General features: G+C 68.7%; 17 protein-coding genes. 12 read left to right on the top strand and 5 right to left on the bottom strand.

Features of this window, described 5'->3' with window-relative positions; translation table 11 throughout:
* A partial coding sequence (locus H0523_RS29245) for a hypothetical protein (RefSeq protein WP_218950886.1) occupies positions 1-546 on the top strand: 546 nt, incomplete at its 5' end.
* Positions 547-594: 48 nt separating this feature from the next.
* On the opposite strand, the gene H0523_RS29240 is transcribed toward H0523_RS29245, so the two are convergent.
* Positions 595-1,548, bottom strand: a complete 954-nt coding sequence (locus H0523_RS29240) for an aromatic alcohol reductase (protein WP_054429777.1) — start codon at positions 1,546-1,548, stop codon at positions 595-597.
* Between the two features lie 257 nt (positions 1,549-1,805).
* On the opposite strand from H0523_RS29240, the gene H0523_RS29235 reads away from it, so the two are divergent.
* Positions 1,806-2,705 carry a LysR family transcriptional regulator gene (locus H0523_RS29235; RefSeq protein ID WP_054429778.1) on the top strand — a complete coding sequence of 300 codons (900 nt, stop codon included), beginning with the start codon at positions 1,806-1,808 and terminating at the stop codon, positions 2,703-2,705.
* A gap of 154 nt (positions 2,706-2,859) precedes the next feature.
* Positions 2,860-3,768 carry a DNA/RNA non-specific endonuclease gene (locus H0523_RS29230; RefSeq protein WP_180180238.1) on the top strand — a complete coding sequence of 303 codons (909 nt, stop codon included), beginning with the start codon at positions 2,860-2,862 and terminating at the stop codon, positions 3,766-3,768.
* A gap of 9 nt (positions 3,769-3,777) precedes the next feature.
* On the opposite strand, the gene H0523_RS29225 is transcribed toward H0523_RS29230, so the two are convergent.
* Entirely contained in the window at positions 3,778-4,512 is a 735-nt protein-coding gene (locus H0523_RS29225; RefSeq protein WP_054429779.1) for an NAD(P)-dependent oxidoreductase, read from the bottom strand.
* A 161-nt stretch (positions 4,513-4,673) separates the two neighbouring features.
* Between H0523_RS29225 and H0523_RS29220 the strand changes: the two genes are divergently transcribed.
* Positions 4,674-5,105, top strand: a complete 432-nt coding sequence (locus H0523_RS29220) for an EF-hand domain-containing protein (protein ID WP_231689751.1) — start codon at positions 4,674-4,676, stop codon at positions 5,103-5,105.
* A gap of 180 nt (positions 5,106-5,285) precedes the next feature.
* Entirely contained in the window at positions 5,286-5,915 is a 630-nt protein-coding gene (locus tag H0523_RS29215) for a hypothetical protein (protein ID WP_054430318.1), read from the top strand.
* A gap of 16 nt (positions 5,916-5,931) precedes the next feature.
* On the opposite strand, the gene H0523_RS29210 is transcribed toward H0523_RS29215, so the two are convergent.
* Positions 5,932-6,732 (bottom strand): hypothetical protein, encoded by an 801-nt coding sequence (locus tag H0523_RS29210; RefSeq protein ID WP_054429781.1) that lies wholly within the window; start codon positions 6,730-6,732, stop codon positions 5,932-5,934.
* A 62-nt stretch (positions 6,733-6,794) separates the two neighbouring features.
* Here H0523_RS29210 and H0523_RS29205 point away from each other — a divergent pair, with 62 nt between their 5' ends.
* Both H0523_RS29205 and H0523_RS29200 read left to right on the top strand, forming a co-directional pair.
* The gene (locus H0523_RS29205; RefSeq protein ID WP_054429782.1) at positions 6,795-7,268 is read left to right on the top strand and encodes a hypothetical protein; all 474 of its coding nucleotides are present in this window, start codon (positions 6,795-6,797) and stop codon (positions 7,266-7,268) included.
* 40 nt (positions 7,269-7,308) lie between these two features.
* Positions 7,309-8,493 carry a GDSL-type esterase/lipase family protein gene (locus tag H0523_RS29200; protein ID WP_054429783.1) on the top strand — a complete coding sequence of 395 codons (1,185 nt, stop codon included), beginning with the start codon at positions 7,309-7,311 and terminating at the stop codon, positions 8,491-8,493.
* 51 nt (positions 8,494-8,544) lie between these two features.
* Here H0523_RS29200 and H0523_RS29195 read toward each other — a convergent pair whose 3' ends face one another.
* Together H0523_RS29195 and H0523_RS29190 are read right to left on the bottom strand one after the other, a co-directional pair.
* Positions 8,545-9,996, bottom strand: coding sequence for an MFS transporter (locus H0523_RS29195; protein ID WP_156349993.1), 1,452 nt, complete (start codon positions 9,994-9,996; stop codon positions 8,545-8,547).
* Between the two features lie 241 nt (positions 9,997-10,237).
* Positions 10,238-10,723 (bottom strand): GlcG/HbpS family heme-binding protein, encoded by a 486-nt coding sequence (locus H0523_RS29190; RefSeq protein WP_082404385.1) that lies wholly within the window; start codon positions 10,721-10,723, stop codon positions 10,238-10,240.
* A gap of 153 nt (positions 10,724-10,876) precedes the next feature.
* Between H0523_RS29190 and uraH the strand changes: the two genes are divergently transcribed.
* The 5 genes from uraH (at position 10,877) to H0523_RS29165 (ending at position 16,758) form a co-directional block, all read left to right on the top strand.
* Complete coding sequence (gene uraH / locus H0523_RS29185; RefSeq protein ID WP_082385518.1) at positions 10,877-11,302, top strand: hydroxyisourate hydrolase; 426 nt, start codon at positions 10,877-10,879, stop codon at positions 11,300-11,302.
* A gap of 149 nt (positions 11,303-11,451) precedes the next feature.
* Entirely contained in the window at positions 11,452-12,753 is a 1,302-nt protein-coding gene (locus H0523_RS29180) for a UDP-N-acetylglucosamine 1-carboxyvinyltransferase (RefSeq protein ID WP_054429784.1), read from the top strand.
* Between the two features lie 76 nt (positions 12,754-12,829).
* Positions 12,830-13,624 carry an alpha/beta fold hydrolase gene (locus H0523_RS29175; RefSeq protein WP_054429785.1) on the top strand — a complete coding sequence of 265 codons (795 nt, stop codon included), beginning with the start codon at positions 12,830-12,832 and terminating at the stop codon, positions 13,622-13,624.
* A gap of 189 nt (positions 13,625-13,813) precedes the next feature.
* Positions 13,814-15,265, top strand: coding sequence for an NCS1 family nucleobase:cation symporter-1 (locus tag H0523_RS29170; protein ID WP_054430320.1), 1,452 nt, complete (start codon positions 13,814-13,816; stop codon positions 15,263-15,265).
* A gap of 113 nt (positions 15,266-15,378) precedes the next feature.
* Positions 15,379-16,758, top strand: a complete 1,380-nt coding sequence (locus H0523_RS29165) for an HdeD family acid-resistance protein (protein WP_054429786.1) — start codon at positions 15,379-15,381, stop codon at positions 16,756-16,758.
* Positions 16,759-16,838: the final 80 nt, after the last annotated feature.

Raw genomic sequence — 16,838 nt, 5'->3', positions numbered from 1 at the left:
CCCGCGACGCCGGCGCCGGCCACGCCGGAACCCGCCTCGCTGCTGGGCAAGCTCAAGCGCCTGTTCTCCTCGGACGACGCGGCGCCGGCCGGCGCGGCCAAGCCCGCGGCGCGGGGCCGCGGCCCGACGTCCGTGACGCGGCTGCTGGAAGCGCTGGACGAAACCCTGGTCTTTCTCGAAGCGCACCGCAATGAATACCTGCTGCTGGAGACCATCGAGCTGGAACTGATGATGGAATCCGAAGAGGCCGCGCTCAAGGCCAACGCGGAAAAGGAAATCGCGCGCTGCCGCCAGGCCGGCGCGGCGCTCGATGCGCTGCCGGCGGATCCCGCCGAGGCCGGGCGCCAACTGCTGGCGGCCACCGTCGAACGGGGCGAGCCGCCGCTGGACGCCTTCCATGGCCTGCGCCTGGACGACGGTTTCGACGGCAGCCGCACCGGCAATACGGACTACGTGCTGGGCCTGGCGTGGAGCGACGTGCTGTACTTCGCGCTGCACAACCGCGAGGAATTCGAGACGCGGCAGGCGCAGCCCGACGAGGACTGACAGCCGCGCCCGCGGCCCGCGAGGCGATCCGGATCGAGGACCTGGCGGCTATGCGCCTTGCGCGCCGGCGGCCTGGCGCAATGCCGGCCGGTTATCCCGAATCCACTGCGTCAGCCCATGCACCGCGATGCCGCGCTGCGCATTGAACGTGCGCGCCGGTTCCCAAGCCACGCCCCGCCCTTGCGCGAACACGGCGCGGTATTTGCGCATGCCGTCCTCCGGCGCGGCGGCCAGCTGCCGTTCCAGTTCCGGCACGGTCCAGACATGGCGCCCGATCTCGATGTCCAGCTCGCGCGCCACGCGCTCGGCCAGTTCGCCGTAGGTCACGGTGTCGCCGGCGACATGGACGGCCTGGTTGGCGATGCGCGGCTCGGCCCACAGGATCTCGGCGGTCAGTTCGCCGATGTCTTCGGCGGTGGTGACGGTGACGGCGGTGTCCCAGCCGCCCAGCGCGTTGACGCGGCGGCCGGCCAGATCGACCACGCCGAACGACGGCTCGAACAGGAAGCTGGTGAACATGCCGGTGGAGACGATGATCCATTCGGTGGCGCGCTGCGCCCGCAGCATGTCGCGCACGTCGAGCTGTTCGTCGAACAGGTCCTGCGGGCTGCCGCGGCCGATGGCGTCGTAGTCGACGCCGAACTGCCAGGGCACGAAGCGCCCGACGCCGCCGGCCAGCGCGGCCTGCGCGATCTTGCGCTGCACGCCCGGGCCGCCGACAAAACCGGTGCACGAGATCACGGTATCGAAGCGGCCGAATGTGGCGGCCAGTTCAGCGGTCGATTGGGCAACCAGGTCGCCTTCGACGATGCGCACGCCCAGGGCCTGCAGCTCGGCCAGGTCGCGCTGCTTGCGCGGATCGTCGGAGCGCGGCCCCGCCGGCCGCAACAGCACCGACAGGGACACGCCGGCATCGCCCGCGGCGCGGCGCGCCAGGCCGCGCAGCATGGCCATGCCGAGCTGGCCCGCGCCCAGGACCAGGATGGCGTTGTGATTCAACATGGAAACTCCGGGGAAATGATTCAGGGAAGGCACCGCGGACGACGGTGGCTGACACGCCGCCAACGTCCGCGCTGCCGGCATGCGGGCAGTGTAGGAGCGCGCCCCGCGCCCATTGTTCGGCGCGCCTGAATTCACAACGCGCGCTGCGCGAACCCGTCGCGCCCCTACCCGAGCCGGCCCGTATCGAGGCCGATCCGCCCACCGCGCGAACCGCTTAACATTCCCCTTCTCCAGCGCATTCCCCAAGGCTCCCGTCCATGGACAAACTTCAAGCAATGGCGACGTTCGTGCGCGTGGTGCAGGCGCAGAGCTTCAGCAAGGCCGCCGAAACGCTGGCGATGCCGCGCTCGTCGGTGACCACCACGATCAAGAACCTGGAGGCGCACCTGGGCACGCCGCTCCTGCGGCGCAGCACCCGCAGCCTGAGCCTGACCGACGCCGGCGCGCGCTACTTCGCGTCGTGCCAGGCCATCCTGGCCGACATCGCCGAGGCCGAACACGACATGGCCGCCACCACGCAGGCGCCGCGCGGCCGGGTGCGGGTGGACATGCCGGGCGTCATCGGCCGCGCGCTGGTGGTGCCACGGCTGCGCGAGTTCGAGGCGCGCTATCCGGACATCGAGGTGGCGCTGGGGCTGAGCGACCGGCCCGCGGACCTGGTGTACGAAGGCATCGACTGCGCCATCCGCAGCGGCCCGCTGGCCGATTCGACGCTGGTGGCGCGCCCGCTCGGGCGGCTGGCGTGGCTGACCTGCGCGGCGCCAGCCTACCTGAAGCAGTTCGGGGAACCGGACTCGGTGGCGGCACTGCAAAGCCACCGCATCGTCAACTACCTGTCCAACGCCAGCGGCCGGCCGTTGGACTGGCGCTTCCGGGTCGACGGCGAGGACATCGCGCTGGCGTTGCCCGGCCGCTATTCGGTCAACGAGACCGAGGCCTACCTGCACTGCGGCCTGGAGGGACTGGGCCTGATCCAGCTGTCGGAGGTGGCGGCGTCGATCTACCTGCGCAGCGGCCGCCTGCGCGAAGTGCTGGCGCAGGCGCGCTGCGCGCCGGTGCCGATCTCGATCGTCTATCCGCAGGCGCGGGCCACGGCGGCGGTCAGGACCTTCGTGGACTGGACCGTCGCGATCATGCGCGACGCCTTGCCGGCCTGATGGCACGGGCGGCGGCGGGCGCGGCCGCTTGAGTGCGACATCGGCCCGCCGGCCGCGCATTCGCGCCACAGCGTGACAAATCCGCCACTCATCTACAATCCGGGGTCACATTGATCGGCTGCTCTGGGCGGCCGGTCCGCAGCCCCCAGGTAGTATGACCCGCGCGAAGAAACCCGCTCCCAGAAAGAGAAGCCCCTCCTCCCGAACCGCCGCCCGCTCCGCCGGACGGATCCCGCGTTTCCTGCGGGCGTTGATCGTCACGTCGCTGGCGAGCTTCGGCGCCGCCACCTACGTGCTCCACCCGCAGTGGAAGATACCGGCGTCGGTGGGCGATGCCCTGTCGCACCTGGGCTGGCCGGGGCAGGAACGCACGGCGCCGGTGGCGCTGCCCGCGCCCAACGCGGCGCTGGTGCAGACCGCGTTCACGGAATGTCCGCAGTTCTTCCCCAACGCGCGGCCGCCGGCGGTGCCCGCCGGCCAGCAGCTGCGCGAGGTCTGTTTTTCCTCGTTCGCCATCCTGCACAACGGCCAGACCAAGACGCCGGTGTTCGTGGCCGAACGCCTGAACCGCCAGAACCTGGCGCAGGCCAAGGGCCTGCACCGCACCGACAAGTTCTACGCCGAGGCGCGCGTGCCGCGCGCCGAACGCGCCGAGCTGGACGACTACCGCGGCTCGGGCTTCTCGCGCGGCCACATGGCGCCGGCCGGCGACATGGCCACGCCGGATGCGATGGCGCAGAGCTTTTCGCTGGCCAACATGGTGCCGCAGGACCAGAAGCACAACGCCGGCCCCTGGAGCCGCATCGAGCAGGACACGCGCCAATACGTGATGCGCGCCTCGGGCGATGTGTATGTCTTCACCGGACCGGTGTACACCGAGCGGCCCAAGACCATCGGCGCCGGCGTCGCGGTGCCGACCTATCTCTACAAGGTCGTGTACGACGCCACCACCGGGCGCTCGTGGGTCCATTGGCAGGCCAACAGCGCCAGCACCAAGGCCGGCCCGCCGATCGGCTATGACGAGTTCGTCAAGCGCACCGGCATGCGGCTGCTGCCGCAATAGCCGCGCCGCTCAGGCGGCCTGGCGCGTCTCGCTGTCGTAGAGCACCGGCATCTGCCCGCGCCAGCGCGCCCACGCCGCGCCGCCGCTGGCGAGTTCGGCCATGAAGTGGGCGACGTTGACGCGGCTGACGTGGCCCGCATCGAAGATGGCGCTGCGGATGGGCGACGGATGCGCCTCGTAGGCGCTGACGGCATCGCGATCGCGCAGGCTGTCGGGACGCACCACCGCCCATTGCACGGCCGCGTGGCCCTGGCCGATGGCGGTGCGCAGGTAGTCCGCGGCCTGCTCGTTGTCGGCATGCGGCGGCACCAGCGCGCGCACCAGGCCGACCACGCCGCGCTGGGCCAGCGACAGCGGCTCGCGCAGGTCGCGGTTGCGGTTGCCGGCGGTGTTCATCAGCACGAAGCGGACCGGTTGCGGCGGCCGGTTGGCGGCGATGGCGCCGCACAGGCGGCGCACGGCGTCGGTCACCAGGCGGCGCGGCGCGCCGTAGATGCCCTTGAGCGTCGGGGTGTGGCCCAGGCACGACGCCACCGCCGCGCAGTCTGCCGCATGGCGCGCCAGATCGGCGTCATCCAGGTCCAGCACGCCGGCCTGAATCAAGGTCAGGCGGCTGTCGCCATGATGGCGCCGCAGCGCGTCGGGCGCGCGCACGATGGCCCTGACCGCTTGCCCGCGGTCGAGCAATTGCGCGACCAGCAGCCGTCCGGTCGCGCCGCTGGCGCCGACTACGAGTGTCCGCATCGCCGATCCTCTTTTTGTATGAATGGCGCGATTGGTAACCGAAAGATTGTATCCGGCACGCGCCTTGCCGATTCAGGCAAAATGGGCCGCGCGCGGCCATGGCAGTGCCCTGTGCGCTCCACCGGACAGGCCGCGCGGCATTTCGAATAACAAGGAAAACCATGAAACACGCCACCCGGATGGGCAGCCTGATCGCGGCCCTGCTGCTGACCAGCATTGCCGCCAACGCCATGGCGGCGGCCGATGCTGCCGCGAGCCCGGCCACGCCCGCGAAAACCGCGCCCGCGAAACCGGCCACACCGCCGGCCACGCCGCCGGCCGCGCCCGACGCCGCCATCGAGCCCGGCAACCTCGGCCCCATGAGCGAACAGGAATACCTGACCCGCATGGAAGCCGCGTTCAACAAGCAGGACGTCAATGCCGACGGCTATCTCACCCGCAGCCCGCTGCTGCAGGAAGCCACGCCCGAGCAGATCACCGCGATGGACACGGACGGCGACGGCCGCATCAGCAAGGCCGAATTCCTGGCCTACGCGCTGAAGAATTTCCAGGCCCGTCCGAAGTACGAGAAGAACCACTACGCCAAGCCCTGAAGGGGCGCGATCGCGGGTCCAGGCGCCGCCCGCGGCGATGCTATTAACGATTGGATACACAAGACGGAAATCGCAATTACCCCGTCGCGGCCGCGTGCTAAGTTACGTCCCCAGTTGACGGCGCCGCCCCGCGCGCGCCGGCGGCAGTGCGCTTTCCCCTTCCCTTTCTTCTCGACCATCATGCACAAGAACCAAGATCGCGCCCCGGCCTCGGCCGGCAAGAAACGGATAGCCGGCCTGCTGGCCCTGGGCCTGGCCCTGGCCACCGTGACCTCCGCCACGCTGGCGGGCGACCTGCCCCCGCGCGGCGGCCCCGCGGCCCAATCGCAAGGCCAGACGCAGATGCAGACCCAGCAGCCCGCGCAGAACGACGGCCGCTTGCCGCCGCGCGGTTCGACGCAGAACCAGGCGCCGGCGCAGGCGCAAGCCCAGGGCGGGCAGAAAACCGAGATCAAGGACCAGGCCGCTTACGAGCGCCTGCTGCACAACAGCGGCGTCAGCGTGCAATGGTTGTGGACCGACGCGCGCGGCAAGCTGAAGGCCGTGGACGAGAACGACGTGGTGCGCCTGGAAGGCGGTCACGCCACCGACAAGGGTTCGGTGTCGATCAACGGCCAGGTGCTGTCGATCTCGGCCGACCGCTTCACCTTCCGCGGCACCATCCTGATCCTGGACGCGCCGGACAAGGGCCGCCGTTGCGAACGCACCGGCGATTACGAGTTCCGCGCCACCGGCAAGCGCAAGTACTGGCGCCTGCAGCAGATGGAAGCGTGCGGCGGCCTGACCGACTACGTTGACATCTACTATTGATCGACAAGCGGCCGGATCACAGATGCCGGTGGCTGCACGCCATCGGCTGATCGGCGATGCCGGCCACCACCCGCGCCAGCGCTTCGGCGCTGTCCCGATCCAGACAGTCGGTGCGGATCATGCGGTAGCCCAGCGCCAGGCTGTATTGCCAATCCAGGTCGAACAGATGGTAGTCGCGCCCGTCATCGGGATTGCGCCATTGCACGGCCGGGTCTTCGTAGGCCGCGCCCAGCAGATCGAGGTAGGTGCCGATCGGCGGCAAGGCTTCGAGCGGTTCATCCGAGTCCGGCAAGGTCGGCGGCGACAGGTTTTCGCCAGCGGCCACGTAGGGTTCGGGGCGGTCGTACGCCAGCAGCAGCACGCCGAAGGCGGCCGGGTCCGCGTCGTATTGCGCGCGCAGGTCGGCGCCCAGGCAGTCACGCGCCGCCGGCCCCAGGCAGTAATAGGGGCTGCGCCAGGTACTGCTCTCGTCGTCGAGGAAACGCGCATCCGGCGTGATGCCGTGGCGGGCCAGCAGTTCCAGCGTCTCCTGCACGGTGTCGTCATGCCGCACCGGCATGGCGGCGGGCAGATGGCCGGCATCCCGGTACAGCGCGATCACGTCGCCAGGGGTGCGCATGCCGTCGCGGTACTGGAACGAGCCTTCCTTCAGGCCGGCCAGCCGCATGCCCAGGTTGAACAGTTCGGCGCGCGGCACCCGCGCGCCACGCGGCGCCAGCAGATAACCGTCGGCCAGCAACCTGGCCTCGAGCCCGCGCCAGTCGGGCGGGGCCCGATGCGGGTAACGCGGGAAGATGAACTGGTGATGCTCGGACATCGGACGCAGGCTCCAGTTGGCGTATTCTTTAACGATCAGGCAACCCACAGGATATCCCGAGAATGAATACCACCGTGATCAAGTGGCTGGCCAGCGTCGGTTTCGGCCTGCTCATCGGCCGCGCCGCCTACGGCGTCATCAACTCACTGCTGCAGATGGCCTTCGGGCTGGACCAGCCCGGCGCGCCGCTCGACCCGGTGGCGCTGGACCGCATGTTGATCACAGGCAGTGTGCTGTGCCTCGTGGTGGCGGTGGTGGTGGCGGTGGCGCTGCTGCGCGTGGCCGACAACCGGCGCCGCATTGCGTGGGGCTGCCTGGTGCTGGGCGTGACGCTGCTGCTGACGCTGCTGGCCGCCCTGCCGGGAATGGACCTGGGCGGGCATCCCGCCGGATCGGCCGACGCGCGCGACGCCAACACGGCGCTGTTCTTCTGGCTGCTGATCTTCGGCCTGCCCTACCTGGGTGGCGGCCTGGCGCTGACGATCGGCGGCGCGGTCATGCTGCGCAAGTTCCGTCTCGCCGCACCGCGCGCCTGACCCTTCCTTTGCCGGACCCGCACCGCTGGACCCGTACCGCATGACCACCCCGACGTCCGATTGGACGACCACCGCCATCGTTCCCGCGCTGGTGCGCGGCGCCCTCGAACTCGAAGCCACCGCGCGCGGCCTCCTGCCGCATCGCCTGCCCGCCTGGGCCCGGGCGCAATGCCCAGACCCGCAGCTGGCCATGGTCGAAGCGCAACCCTCGGGCGTGCGGCTGGTGTTCCAGACCCGCGCCACCGCGATCGAGCTGGACACCGTGCCGACGCGCTACGCCTACACCGGCGTGCCGCCGCGTCCGCTCGGTCTCTACGACCTGCGCATCGACGGCCGGCTGGCCGGCCAGGCCAGCGCCGATGGCGGCGACGTGGTGACGATCGACATGGCGACCGGCGCCCGCGCGCACCAGCGCGGCCCCGTCGCCACGCTGCGGTTCGACGGCCTGCCCGGCCAGGCCAAGCGGATCGAGATCTGGCTGCCGCACAACGAGACCACGGCGCTGGCCGCGCTGCGCGCCAACGCGCCCATCGACCCGGTCGATGACGACGGCCGGCCGATGTGGCTGCATCACGGCAGTTCCATCAGCCACGGCTCCAACGGCGACAGCCCGACGGCGATCTGGCCGGCGCTGGCGGCAAGCCTGGGCGGCGTCGAACTGGTCAACCTCGGTTTTGGCGGCAGCGCCCTGCTCGATCCGTTCATGGCGCGCACGATCCGCGACACGCCCGCGGACCTGATCAGCCTGAAGCTGGGCATCAACGTGGTCAACGCCGACCTGATGCGGCTGCGCGCCTTCGGGCCGGCGGTGCACGGCTTTCTGGACACGATCCGCGACGGTCATCCCGACACGCCGCTGCTGCTGGTGTCGCCGCTGTTCTGCCCGATCCACGAAGACACGCCCGGCCCCGGCGCGTTCGACATGGACGCGCTGGCGGCGGGCAAGGTGTCGTTTCTCGCGACCGGCGATCCGGCCGAGCGCCGCGCCGGCAAGCTGACCTTGACGCTGATCCGCGACGAACTGCGGCGCATCGCGGCGCAGCGCGCGGCCAGCGATCCGAACCTGCGCTACCTGGATGGCCTGGCACTGTACGGCGAGGCCGATTTTGCCGACCTGCCGTTGCCGGACCAACTGCACCCGGACGGCGCGGCGCATCGCCGCATCGGCGAGCGTTTCGCCCGCCTGGCGTTCGGCCCGGACGGGCTGCTGCCGCGCGCCGGCTGACACGCGCGCCGCCGGGCGGCGCGACGGCCACGAGCCGCCGCGCCTGGCGCATCAAGCCGGACGGCTGCGCGCCACGTCCTCGCCGACGCCGCGCGGCAGCAGGAAGATATCCAGCATGCCGATCAGCGACACCAGCCCCACCACCAGGAACGCCAGGCGATAGGCCGCGCCCGGCGCGCCCTCCAGGCCCAGCAGCGGCACGCTCCATTCGCCGATGCGGATGGCGATGGCGCCCAGCGCCACGCCCATCCCCAGCGCCAGTTGCGACATGGTGGAGAACAAGGTGTTGGCCGCGCTCATCTGCGGCTGCGGCATCTCGGAGAACGCCAGGGTATTGAGCGCGGTGAACTGCATCGAGCGCGACATGCCGCCGATGAACAGCAGCAGCGCGGTCAACGCCACTGGCATGTCGGGGCCGATCAGCGCGCACGCGGTCAGCGCCGCGGTGTTGAGGATGCCATTGCCCACCAGCGTGGGCCGGAAGCCGAAGCGGCGCAGCACCGGCGTGGTGAACAACTTCATCGTCAGGTTGCCGGCGAACACCGCGATCACCAGCAGGCCGGCGCGGAACGCATCCATGCCATAGCCGACCTGGAACATCAGCGGCAGCAGGAACGGCACCGCGCCGACCGACATGCGGAACAGCGAACCGCCCCAGAAGTTGGCCGCGTAGGCGCGGATCTTCAGCGGCGTGAGGGTCAGCATGGGATGCGCGTGGCGGCGCAGGTGGCGCACGCCCAGCGCCAGCAGCGCGACGCTGGCCGCCAGCCACAGGCCGATGCGGTCCCAGGCCGGCGTGGCGCCGCCGAACAGTTCCAGCGCCCACAGCAGGCTCGACAGGCCGCCGCCGATCCACAGGAAGCCGGCCCAGTCGAACGGACGCCGTTCGGCGGCGCGGTCGCTCGGGATCAGCACCCAGGCGGCGGCCAGCGCGGCCAGGCCCAGCGGCAGGTTGAGGTAGAAGATCCAGCGCCACGAGGCGTAGGTGGTGATGAAGCCGCCGACGGGCGGCCCCAGCACCGGCGCCACCAGCGCCGGCCAGGTCAGGATCGACATGGCGCGGATCAGTTCGTGCTTGGGCGTGTTGCGCAGCACGACCAGGCGGCCGACCGGCACCATCATCGCGCCGCCCACGCCCTGCAGCACCCGCAGCGCGATGAAGGACCAGAGGTCGTTGACCATGCCGCAACCGAGCGAGGCCAGCGTGAAGATCACCAGCGCGCTGCAGAACACGCGGCGCGCGCCGTGGCGGTCGGCCATCCAGCCGCTGATGGGGATGAAGATGCCCAGGGTCAGCAGATAGGCGCTGACGCCCAGGTTCAGGTCCACCGGCAGCACGCCGAAGTCCTGGGCCATGGCCGGCACGGCGGTGGTGATGACGGTGCCGTCCAGGTTCTCCATGAAGAACGCGGCGGCCACCAGCAAGGCGGTGAAGTACAGGCGGCGCGCATCCGGCGGCGGCGTGGCCTGGGCAGTGGTGGTTTGGGAAGCAGTGGGGGTCATGATGTGTAGCGGTCCCGAAGGAGGGAGCGCCTGCGGCGACGGGGCCCGACCCCGCGTTCACGCAGGCGCGCCCGGCCGCGGCAAAGCGGTCCGAAGGCGCGTTGGATGACGTGAACGCTTACGGCGCCACGGCGGGAATGCCATGGCAGCCTGCGAATCATAATGGGAATCGCTTAATTCAGCCTGAAATTTTCTTCGGCCGGGAATTTCCGCGCGGGCGGTTGCGCGGCGGCCGACTGAATTATCTGGTCGTCACCCGCTTGACTGCTTCCAGGGCGCAGTGCTGATCATCGGCGGGACCGCCTGTGCCAGCCACGCCAATTGCGCCAATGACGGTATCGCCAGATTTGATGGGAACGCCGCCACCCAATAGCAACAGTTGCGGCACGGTATTCAAGTTTTGCGTCTCAGGGTTTGATGCGGCCTTTTTAGCGAGTTCGCGGGTGTCGCTTTTGGTGGAAAGCGCGGTGTAGGCCTTTTTTTGCGCGGCAATTGTATTGTGAGGACCGACATTGTCGTCACGTTGGAGAGCGACCAGATTCCCGCCTTTATCGACAACGGCAACAACGCCCGTTCTTTTCTCGTCGTGGCAAACGGAAAGCGCCGTGTTCACCAACGAAGATGCCATCGCCGACGTCATTTCTGAATGGGAAGCGTCCTGGCCCGCGAAAACCGAGTTATTCAGGAGCATTGCGGGAATAATGAAATGCAAAAATACTTTATTCATAAAAAAACCATTTCTACCAAGCAAGGAAGCGATATCTTATGGCGATACCCGGAATAAAGAATTAAACAAAAATTTAACTTTGAGCGTTTGACCCTGCCGCACCACCAACATTACCATCCTTGTTCATTTTTCATTTTCAAACAAGGATAGATAATGAATGGATATTTAAAACATGCGATTGCAGCGGCATTGCTGTCGGCATCAGCGATTTCAATTTCGGCAAATGCCGAAACAGCGAAGAACCCCATCAGCGTCCATGTGCTGAATCTGAAAACAGGCGTGCCGTCCGAAGGCGTTACGGTGATTCTTGAAAAAAAGGAAGGGGAAAAATGGATAAAACTGAATTCCGCCATTACCAGCAAGGACGGGCGCATCAATGCGCTTTACCCGGCTGACGAGGCGATCAATCCAGGCGATTACAGAGTGACTTTCGAAACCGGAAAGTATTACGCCGCTCATAACGAGGACACATTCTTCCCTGAAATTCCAGTTATCATCCATGTGCCAAAGTCCGGTGAGCACTACCATGTGCCGCTACTGCTGAGCCAGTACGGATATTCAACGTACCGCGGAAACTGATAAACGGATTCACACGGGTTTTCCGGCCAGGTCACGCGCTTGCCGCGGCCCGTGAAGTGGCGCCCCCGCGGCGCCGCAAACGCCGCCCGGGCCATGCCGGTACAATTTCCCTCGCGTTTTCCCCTACCTGTCGTCCAAGCTCCTCACCCATGTCCAATCTCATCGTCCACGGCGGCACGCCCCTGCGCGGCCGCGTCATCCCGTCGGCCAACAAGAACGCGGTGCTGCCGATCCTGTGCGCCACGCTGCTGACCGACCAGCCGCTGCGGCTGCACGGCGTGCCCGACATCACCGACGTGCGCAAGATCCTCGACATCTTCCGCACCCTGGGCAGCGAGGTGCGGCTGGACGAAACCACCCGCACGCTGGACCTGCACCACCGCGACACGACGTTCGACGCCGCGCGCCACCGCCTGCCGGAAGAGATGCGCTCGTCCATCATGCTGGTGTCGCCGCTGTTGGCGCGCTTCGGCGTGGCGCGGCTGGAGGACAACGTCAAGGGCTGCACGCTGGGCGTGCGCGAGATCGATCCGCACGTCGACATCTTCCGTTCGTTCGGCGGCGAGGTCGAACGCGCCAGCGGTTCGCTGCTGGTGCGCAGCGCCGGCCCGCTCAAGCCGACCCATCACTGGCTGGACTACGCCTCGGTCACCACCACCGAGAACTTCGTGCTGTGCGCGGCCGCCGCGGCCGGCGAATCGACGCTGACCAATGCCGCGTCCGAGCCGCACGTGCAGGAGTTCTGCCGCTTCATGACGATGATGGGCGCCGACATCGACGGCATCGGCACCTCGCGCCTGACGGTGCGCGGCGGCGCCACGCTGCGCGGCGGCGAGTTCACCTTCGAGGAAGACTTCCACGAGATCACCACCTTCCTGGCGCTGGGCGCGATCACCGGCGGCGACGTGGTGGTGCGCAACAGCACGCCGTCGAACTTCCCGCTGATCGACCGCACCTTCGCCAAGTTCGGCGTGAAGATCGTGCACGAGAACGGCTGGTCGCGCGCGCTGCGCGACGGCCCGCTGAAGGTGCAGACGCCCTTCACCAGCAACGTGCTGACCAAGGTCGAAGCCGCGCCCTGGCCGTACTTTCCGGTGGACCTGCTGCCCATCTTCATCGCGCTGGGCGTGTGCGCCCAGGGCAACGCGATGTTCTGGAACAAGGTCTACGACGGCGCGCTGGGCTGGACCGGCGAGCTGTCCAAGTTCGGCGCCCACGTGTTCTCGTCGGACCCGCACCGCGTCATCACCTTCGGCGGCAATCCGCTGACGCCGGCGGTGGTCGAAAGCCCCTACATCATCCGCGTGGCGATCGCGCTGTTCATGATCGCCAGCAGCATCGAGGGGCGCTCCGAGATCCGCAACGCCACCCCGATCCGCCGCGCCCACCCGCGCTTCGTCGAGAACCTGCGCAGCCTGGGCGTGCAGGTCGAGTGGACCGCCGAGGAATAGCGCGGGCGGTTTCCTATAATCCCGGGATTCCCTCGAACGGCGCCACGGCGCCTTTTTGCTTGCCAGGATCCCCCCCATGTCGTCGATTGCCCGCCAGGATGTCCATGTGCCCACCCCGCAAGGCCGCCTCTTCGCGCGGCGCTGGGACCCGGCGGGCCGGGACGCGGGCATGGCGCCGATCGTGCTGCTGCATGATTCGCTGGGCTGCGTCGAGCTGTGGCGCGATTTCCCCGAACAACTGGCCGAGGCGACCGGGCGCGGCGTCATCGCCTACGACCGGCTCGGGTTCGGCCGCTCCGATCCCAACCCCGCCACCCTGGCCACCGGCTTTGTCGAGGCCGAGGCCCGCGACGGCTTCCAGGCGCTGCGCCAGGCGCTCGACATCGGCCCCTTCATCGCCTTCGGCCACAGCGTCGGCGGCGGCATGGGCATCTGCTGCGCGGCGGCCCATCCCGACGACTGCCGCGCGCTGATCACCGAATCCGCGCAGACCTTCGCCGAAGACCGCACGCTCGACGGCATCCGCGCGGCGCAGCGCAACTTCGCCGAGCCCGGCCAGCTGGACCGCCTGAAGAAATATCACGGCGACAAGGCCGCCTGGGTCCTGAGCGCCTGGGTCGACACCTGGCTGTCGCCCGCCTTCGCCGACTGGAACCTCAACGACACGCTGCGCCAGATCACCTGCCCGGTGCTGGCGCTGCATGGCGAAGCGGACGAGTACGGTTCGGCCGCGCACCCCGAGATCATCGCCCGCCTGACCGGGGGCAAACAGGCGCTGCTGGAAAACTGCGGCCACGTGCCGCACCGCGAACAGGCGCACATCGTGCTCGACCTGGCCAGCCAGTGGCTGCGGGGCGCGGTGCGCGGCTGACGGCCGCCGGGGCCTGCGCAGGCAGGCCCCCTCCCGGAAGGGAAAACCCCAGGGGCGTATTGGCGCAAAGGTTGTATACACTCTTTGCACACCATAGTACGCGCCAGGCTCCGTCCAAGTGTTGCTGCTGTAATTGGTCCGCCCGGCTTCCTTTACGGCCATGCCCACACCTGGGTCAGGGAGCTCGCCATCGATATCCGAAATCCGTCGCCCGGTCTCTACAACGAGGACCTGGCCCCCACGAAAGAGCGTCGCTGGGGCGCCTTCAGCATCTTCAACGTCTGGACCTCGGACGTGCACAGCCTGTGGGGCTACTACCTGGCCGCCAGCCTGTTCCTGCTGTGCGGCAGCTTCGTCAACTTCCTGATCGCCATCGGCCTGAGCTCGCTGGTGATCTTCTTCCTCATGAACCTGATGGGCTATGCCGGCGAGAAGACCGGCGTGCCCTACCCCGTCCTGGCGCGCGCCTCGTTCGGCATCTGGGGCGCCAATCTGGCGGCGCTGGTGCGCGCGGTGGTGGCGTGCTTCTGGTACGGCGCGCAGACGGCGGCGGCCTCGGGCGCCATCGTGGCGCTGCTGGTGCGCAACGACAGCCTGCTGGCGTTCCACCAGAACACGCACTGGCTGGGGCATTCGGGGCTGGAGCTGATCTGTTATGTCGGCATCTGGGCGCTGCAATTGCTCATCATCCAGAAGGGCATGGAAACCGTGCGCCGGTTCCAGGACTGGGCCGGCCCGGCGGTGTGGATCGCCATGCTGGTGCTGGCGGTGGGGCTGTGCGTGAAGGCCGGCGGCTTCAGCCTGGACCACGGTATTCCGATGGACGTGCTGCTCGACAAGACGCGCGACGCGGGCGTGAACGGCGCGCCGGGCAGCTTCTGGGCGCTGATGGCGGTGGGCGCGACCTGGATCACCTACTTCGCCGCGCTGTACCTGAACTTCTGCGATTTCTCGCGCTATGCCCGCGACAAGCAGGCGGTCAAGCGCGGCAACCTGTGGGGCCTGCCGGTGAACCTGGTGGCCTTCTCGCTGGTGGCGGGCGTCACCACCATCGCCGCCTACAAGGTCTATGGCGAAGTGCTGCTGCACCCCGAGCAGATCTCCACCAAGTTCGACAGCTGGGTGCTGGCGCTGCTGGCCGCCCTGACCTTCGCGGTGGCCACGCTGGGCATCAACGTGGTGGCGAACTTCGTGTCGGCCGCGTTCGATATCTCGAACGTGTTCCCCAAGCGCATCGACTTCAAGCGCGGCGGCTACATCGCGGCGTTGATCGCGCTGGTGCTGTATCCGTTCGCGCCGTGGGAAGGCGGCGCGGCGCACTTCGTCAACGCCATCGGCGCCACCATGGGGCCGCTGCTGGGCATCATCCTGGTGGACTATTACCTGGTGGCCAAGGGCCGCATCAATGTCGCGGCGCTGTACGACGAGCACGGCGAGTACCGCTACCAGGGCGGCTGGAACGTCAACGCGCTGATCGCCACCGGCATCGGCAGCGTGTTCTCGACCATCCTGCCCAACTTCACGGATTTGCTGCCGGCGTGGTGGGCCACCTATGGCTGGTTCTTCGGCGTGATGATCGGCGGCGGCGTCTACTGGGTGCTGGCCACGCTGCGCCCGCGGGTGATTCCCGCCATGGCCTGAGGCGGCCCGCGCCGGCGCGGACCCGGGCTCGACGCCCGGGCCGCGCTCGCGGTACCCTGCATGCGACAGCCGCCACCCATGGCGCCGCGCCCCTGCATGGAGATTCCGCCCCCATGAGCCACCTGGTCTTGCTGCTGCTTGGCGTCGACTATCTGCACAAGCGGGCCCGCGCCCTGATGATCGGCGGCTGGCTGATGCTGGCGGCCGGCGCGTTCGTCTTCATCGACGCGCTGGACAACGCCCTCTACTTCCCCCTGGACTTCTTCGCCGCGCTGCTGGTCATCGAAGGCATCGCCACGCTGGCCACCGCCACGTCCGGCGTCGGCGGTCAGCGGGTGCTGCGCTACACCAAGGGCGTGTTCGTGCTGCTGGCCGGCGCCCTGGTGCTGGCGGGCCAGCATCACGGCCATTTCGTGCTGTCGATGATCTTCGGGCTGCTGTTCCTGGTCGACGGCCTGATCCAGTGCATCGCCGCCTACGTGGTGCGCTACCCGCGCTGGCGCGTGGTGTTCGCCTCGGGCGTGGCCGAGGTGCTGCTGGCGATCTTCTTCTTCCAGCCCTACCCCACCCACTATGTCGGCACGGTGCCGTACTGCATCGGCCTGTTCCTGGCGATCTCGGGGGTCAAGCTGCTATGGCTGGCCCGCCGCGTGCGCAACCTGGACGCCAACCCGGCGCTGGCCAGCAATCCCGACCCCGCCTTCATGCCGACGCGCGTGGACGGCCCCGCGCAGAAGGTGTTTGACGGCCCGCCGCAAGCCGGCGAGCGCGCCCTGACCGTGCATGTGTGGACGCCGTCGGGCTCGGCCAGGACCGAGACGCGCAACTATCCGGTGGTCGACCGCTACATCGCCGCCGTGGACAGCAACGGCGTCATCTCCACCGGCCATGCCGCGCTCGAATCCCCCGACGGCGTCTACATCAGCCTGTACCCGGCCCAGGAAATCGACCGCTCGCCCGAACAATTCGGCGCGTTGCTGCGCGCCACCGCCGAGAACAACGTGCCGGGCATCTATCAACCCGATTACGCCACCGAATCGCAGGCCTGGTGCCCGTCGACCATGCAGGTGCGCATCCGCAACTACGACGCGGCCAGGCTGCGCGCCTTCTGGGACGACTACCGCAAGACCGAGATCTACAACCTCACCCACCGCAACTGTTCCAGCTCGGTCTCGGCCGCGCTGGAGGCGGCGCTGGACGGCGTGGTCGGCCGCCTGCACGGACCCGGCGCCGGCTGGGCCGTGCTGTGGCGGCTGCTGTTCACCCCGGAACTGTGGGTGGCGGCGCAGATCCGCAAGCGCGCCCTGACCATGGCCTGGACCCCCGGCCTGACGCTGGACTATGCGCGCGCGCTCAGCATGCTGGCGGATCCGCGGCCCTTCGGCTGGTGGAAGATGTCGCAGGCGGCGATCCGCCAGATCGCGGCGCTGCGCGCCAGCTGGCGCCGCCAGGACCGCGAGGCGGTCGCGCGCAACGCCCAGACCCAGTCATGACGGCGCTGCTGGCGGTCATGGCCGTGGCCGGCGCCGCGTGGGGCGCGCTGGCGCTGTGGTTCCAGTCGCCCGCCCGCGGC

Origin of the sequence: Achromobacter insuavis, from assembly GCF_902859645.1 — a bacterium.
In the GTDB taxonomy this organism is placed as follows: domain Bacteria; phylum Pseudomonadota; class Gammaproteobacteria; order Burkholderiales; family Burkholderiaceae_B; genus Achromobacter; species Achromobacter insuavis.
Note: the sequence above shows the minus strand (reverse complement) of the source record. Positions and strands in the feature narration are given on the sequence as shown.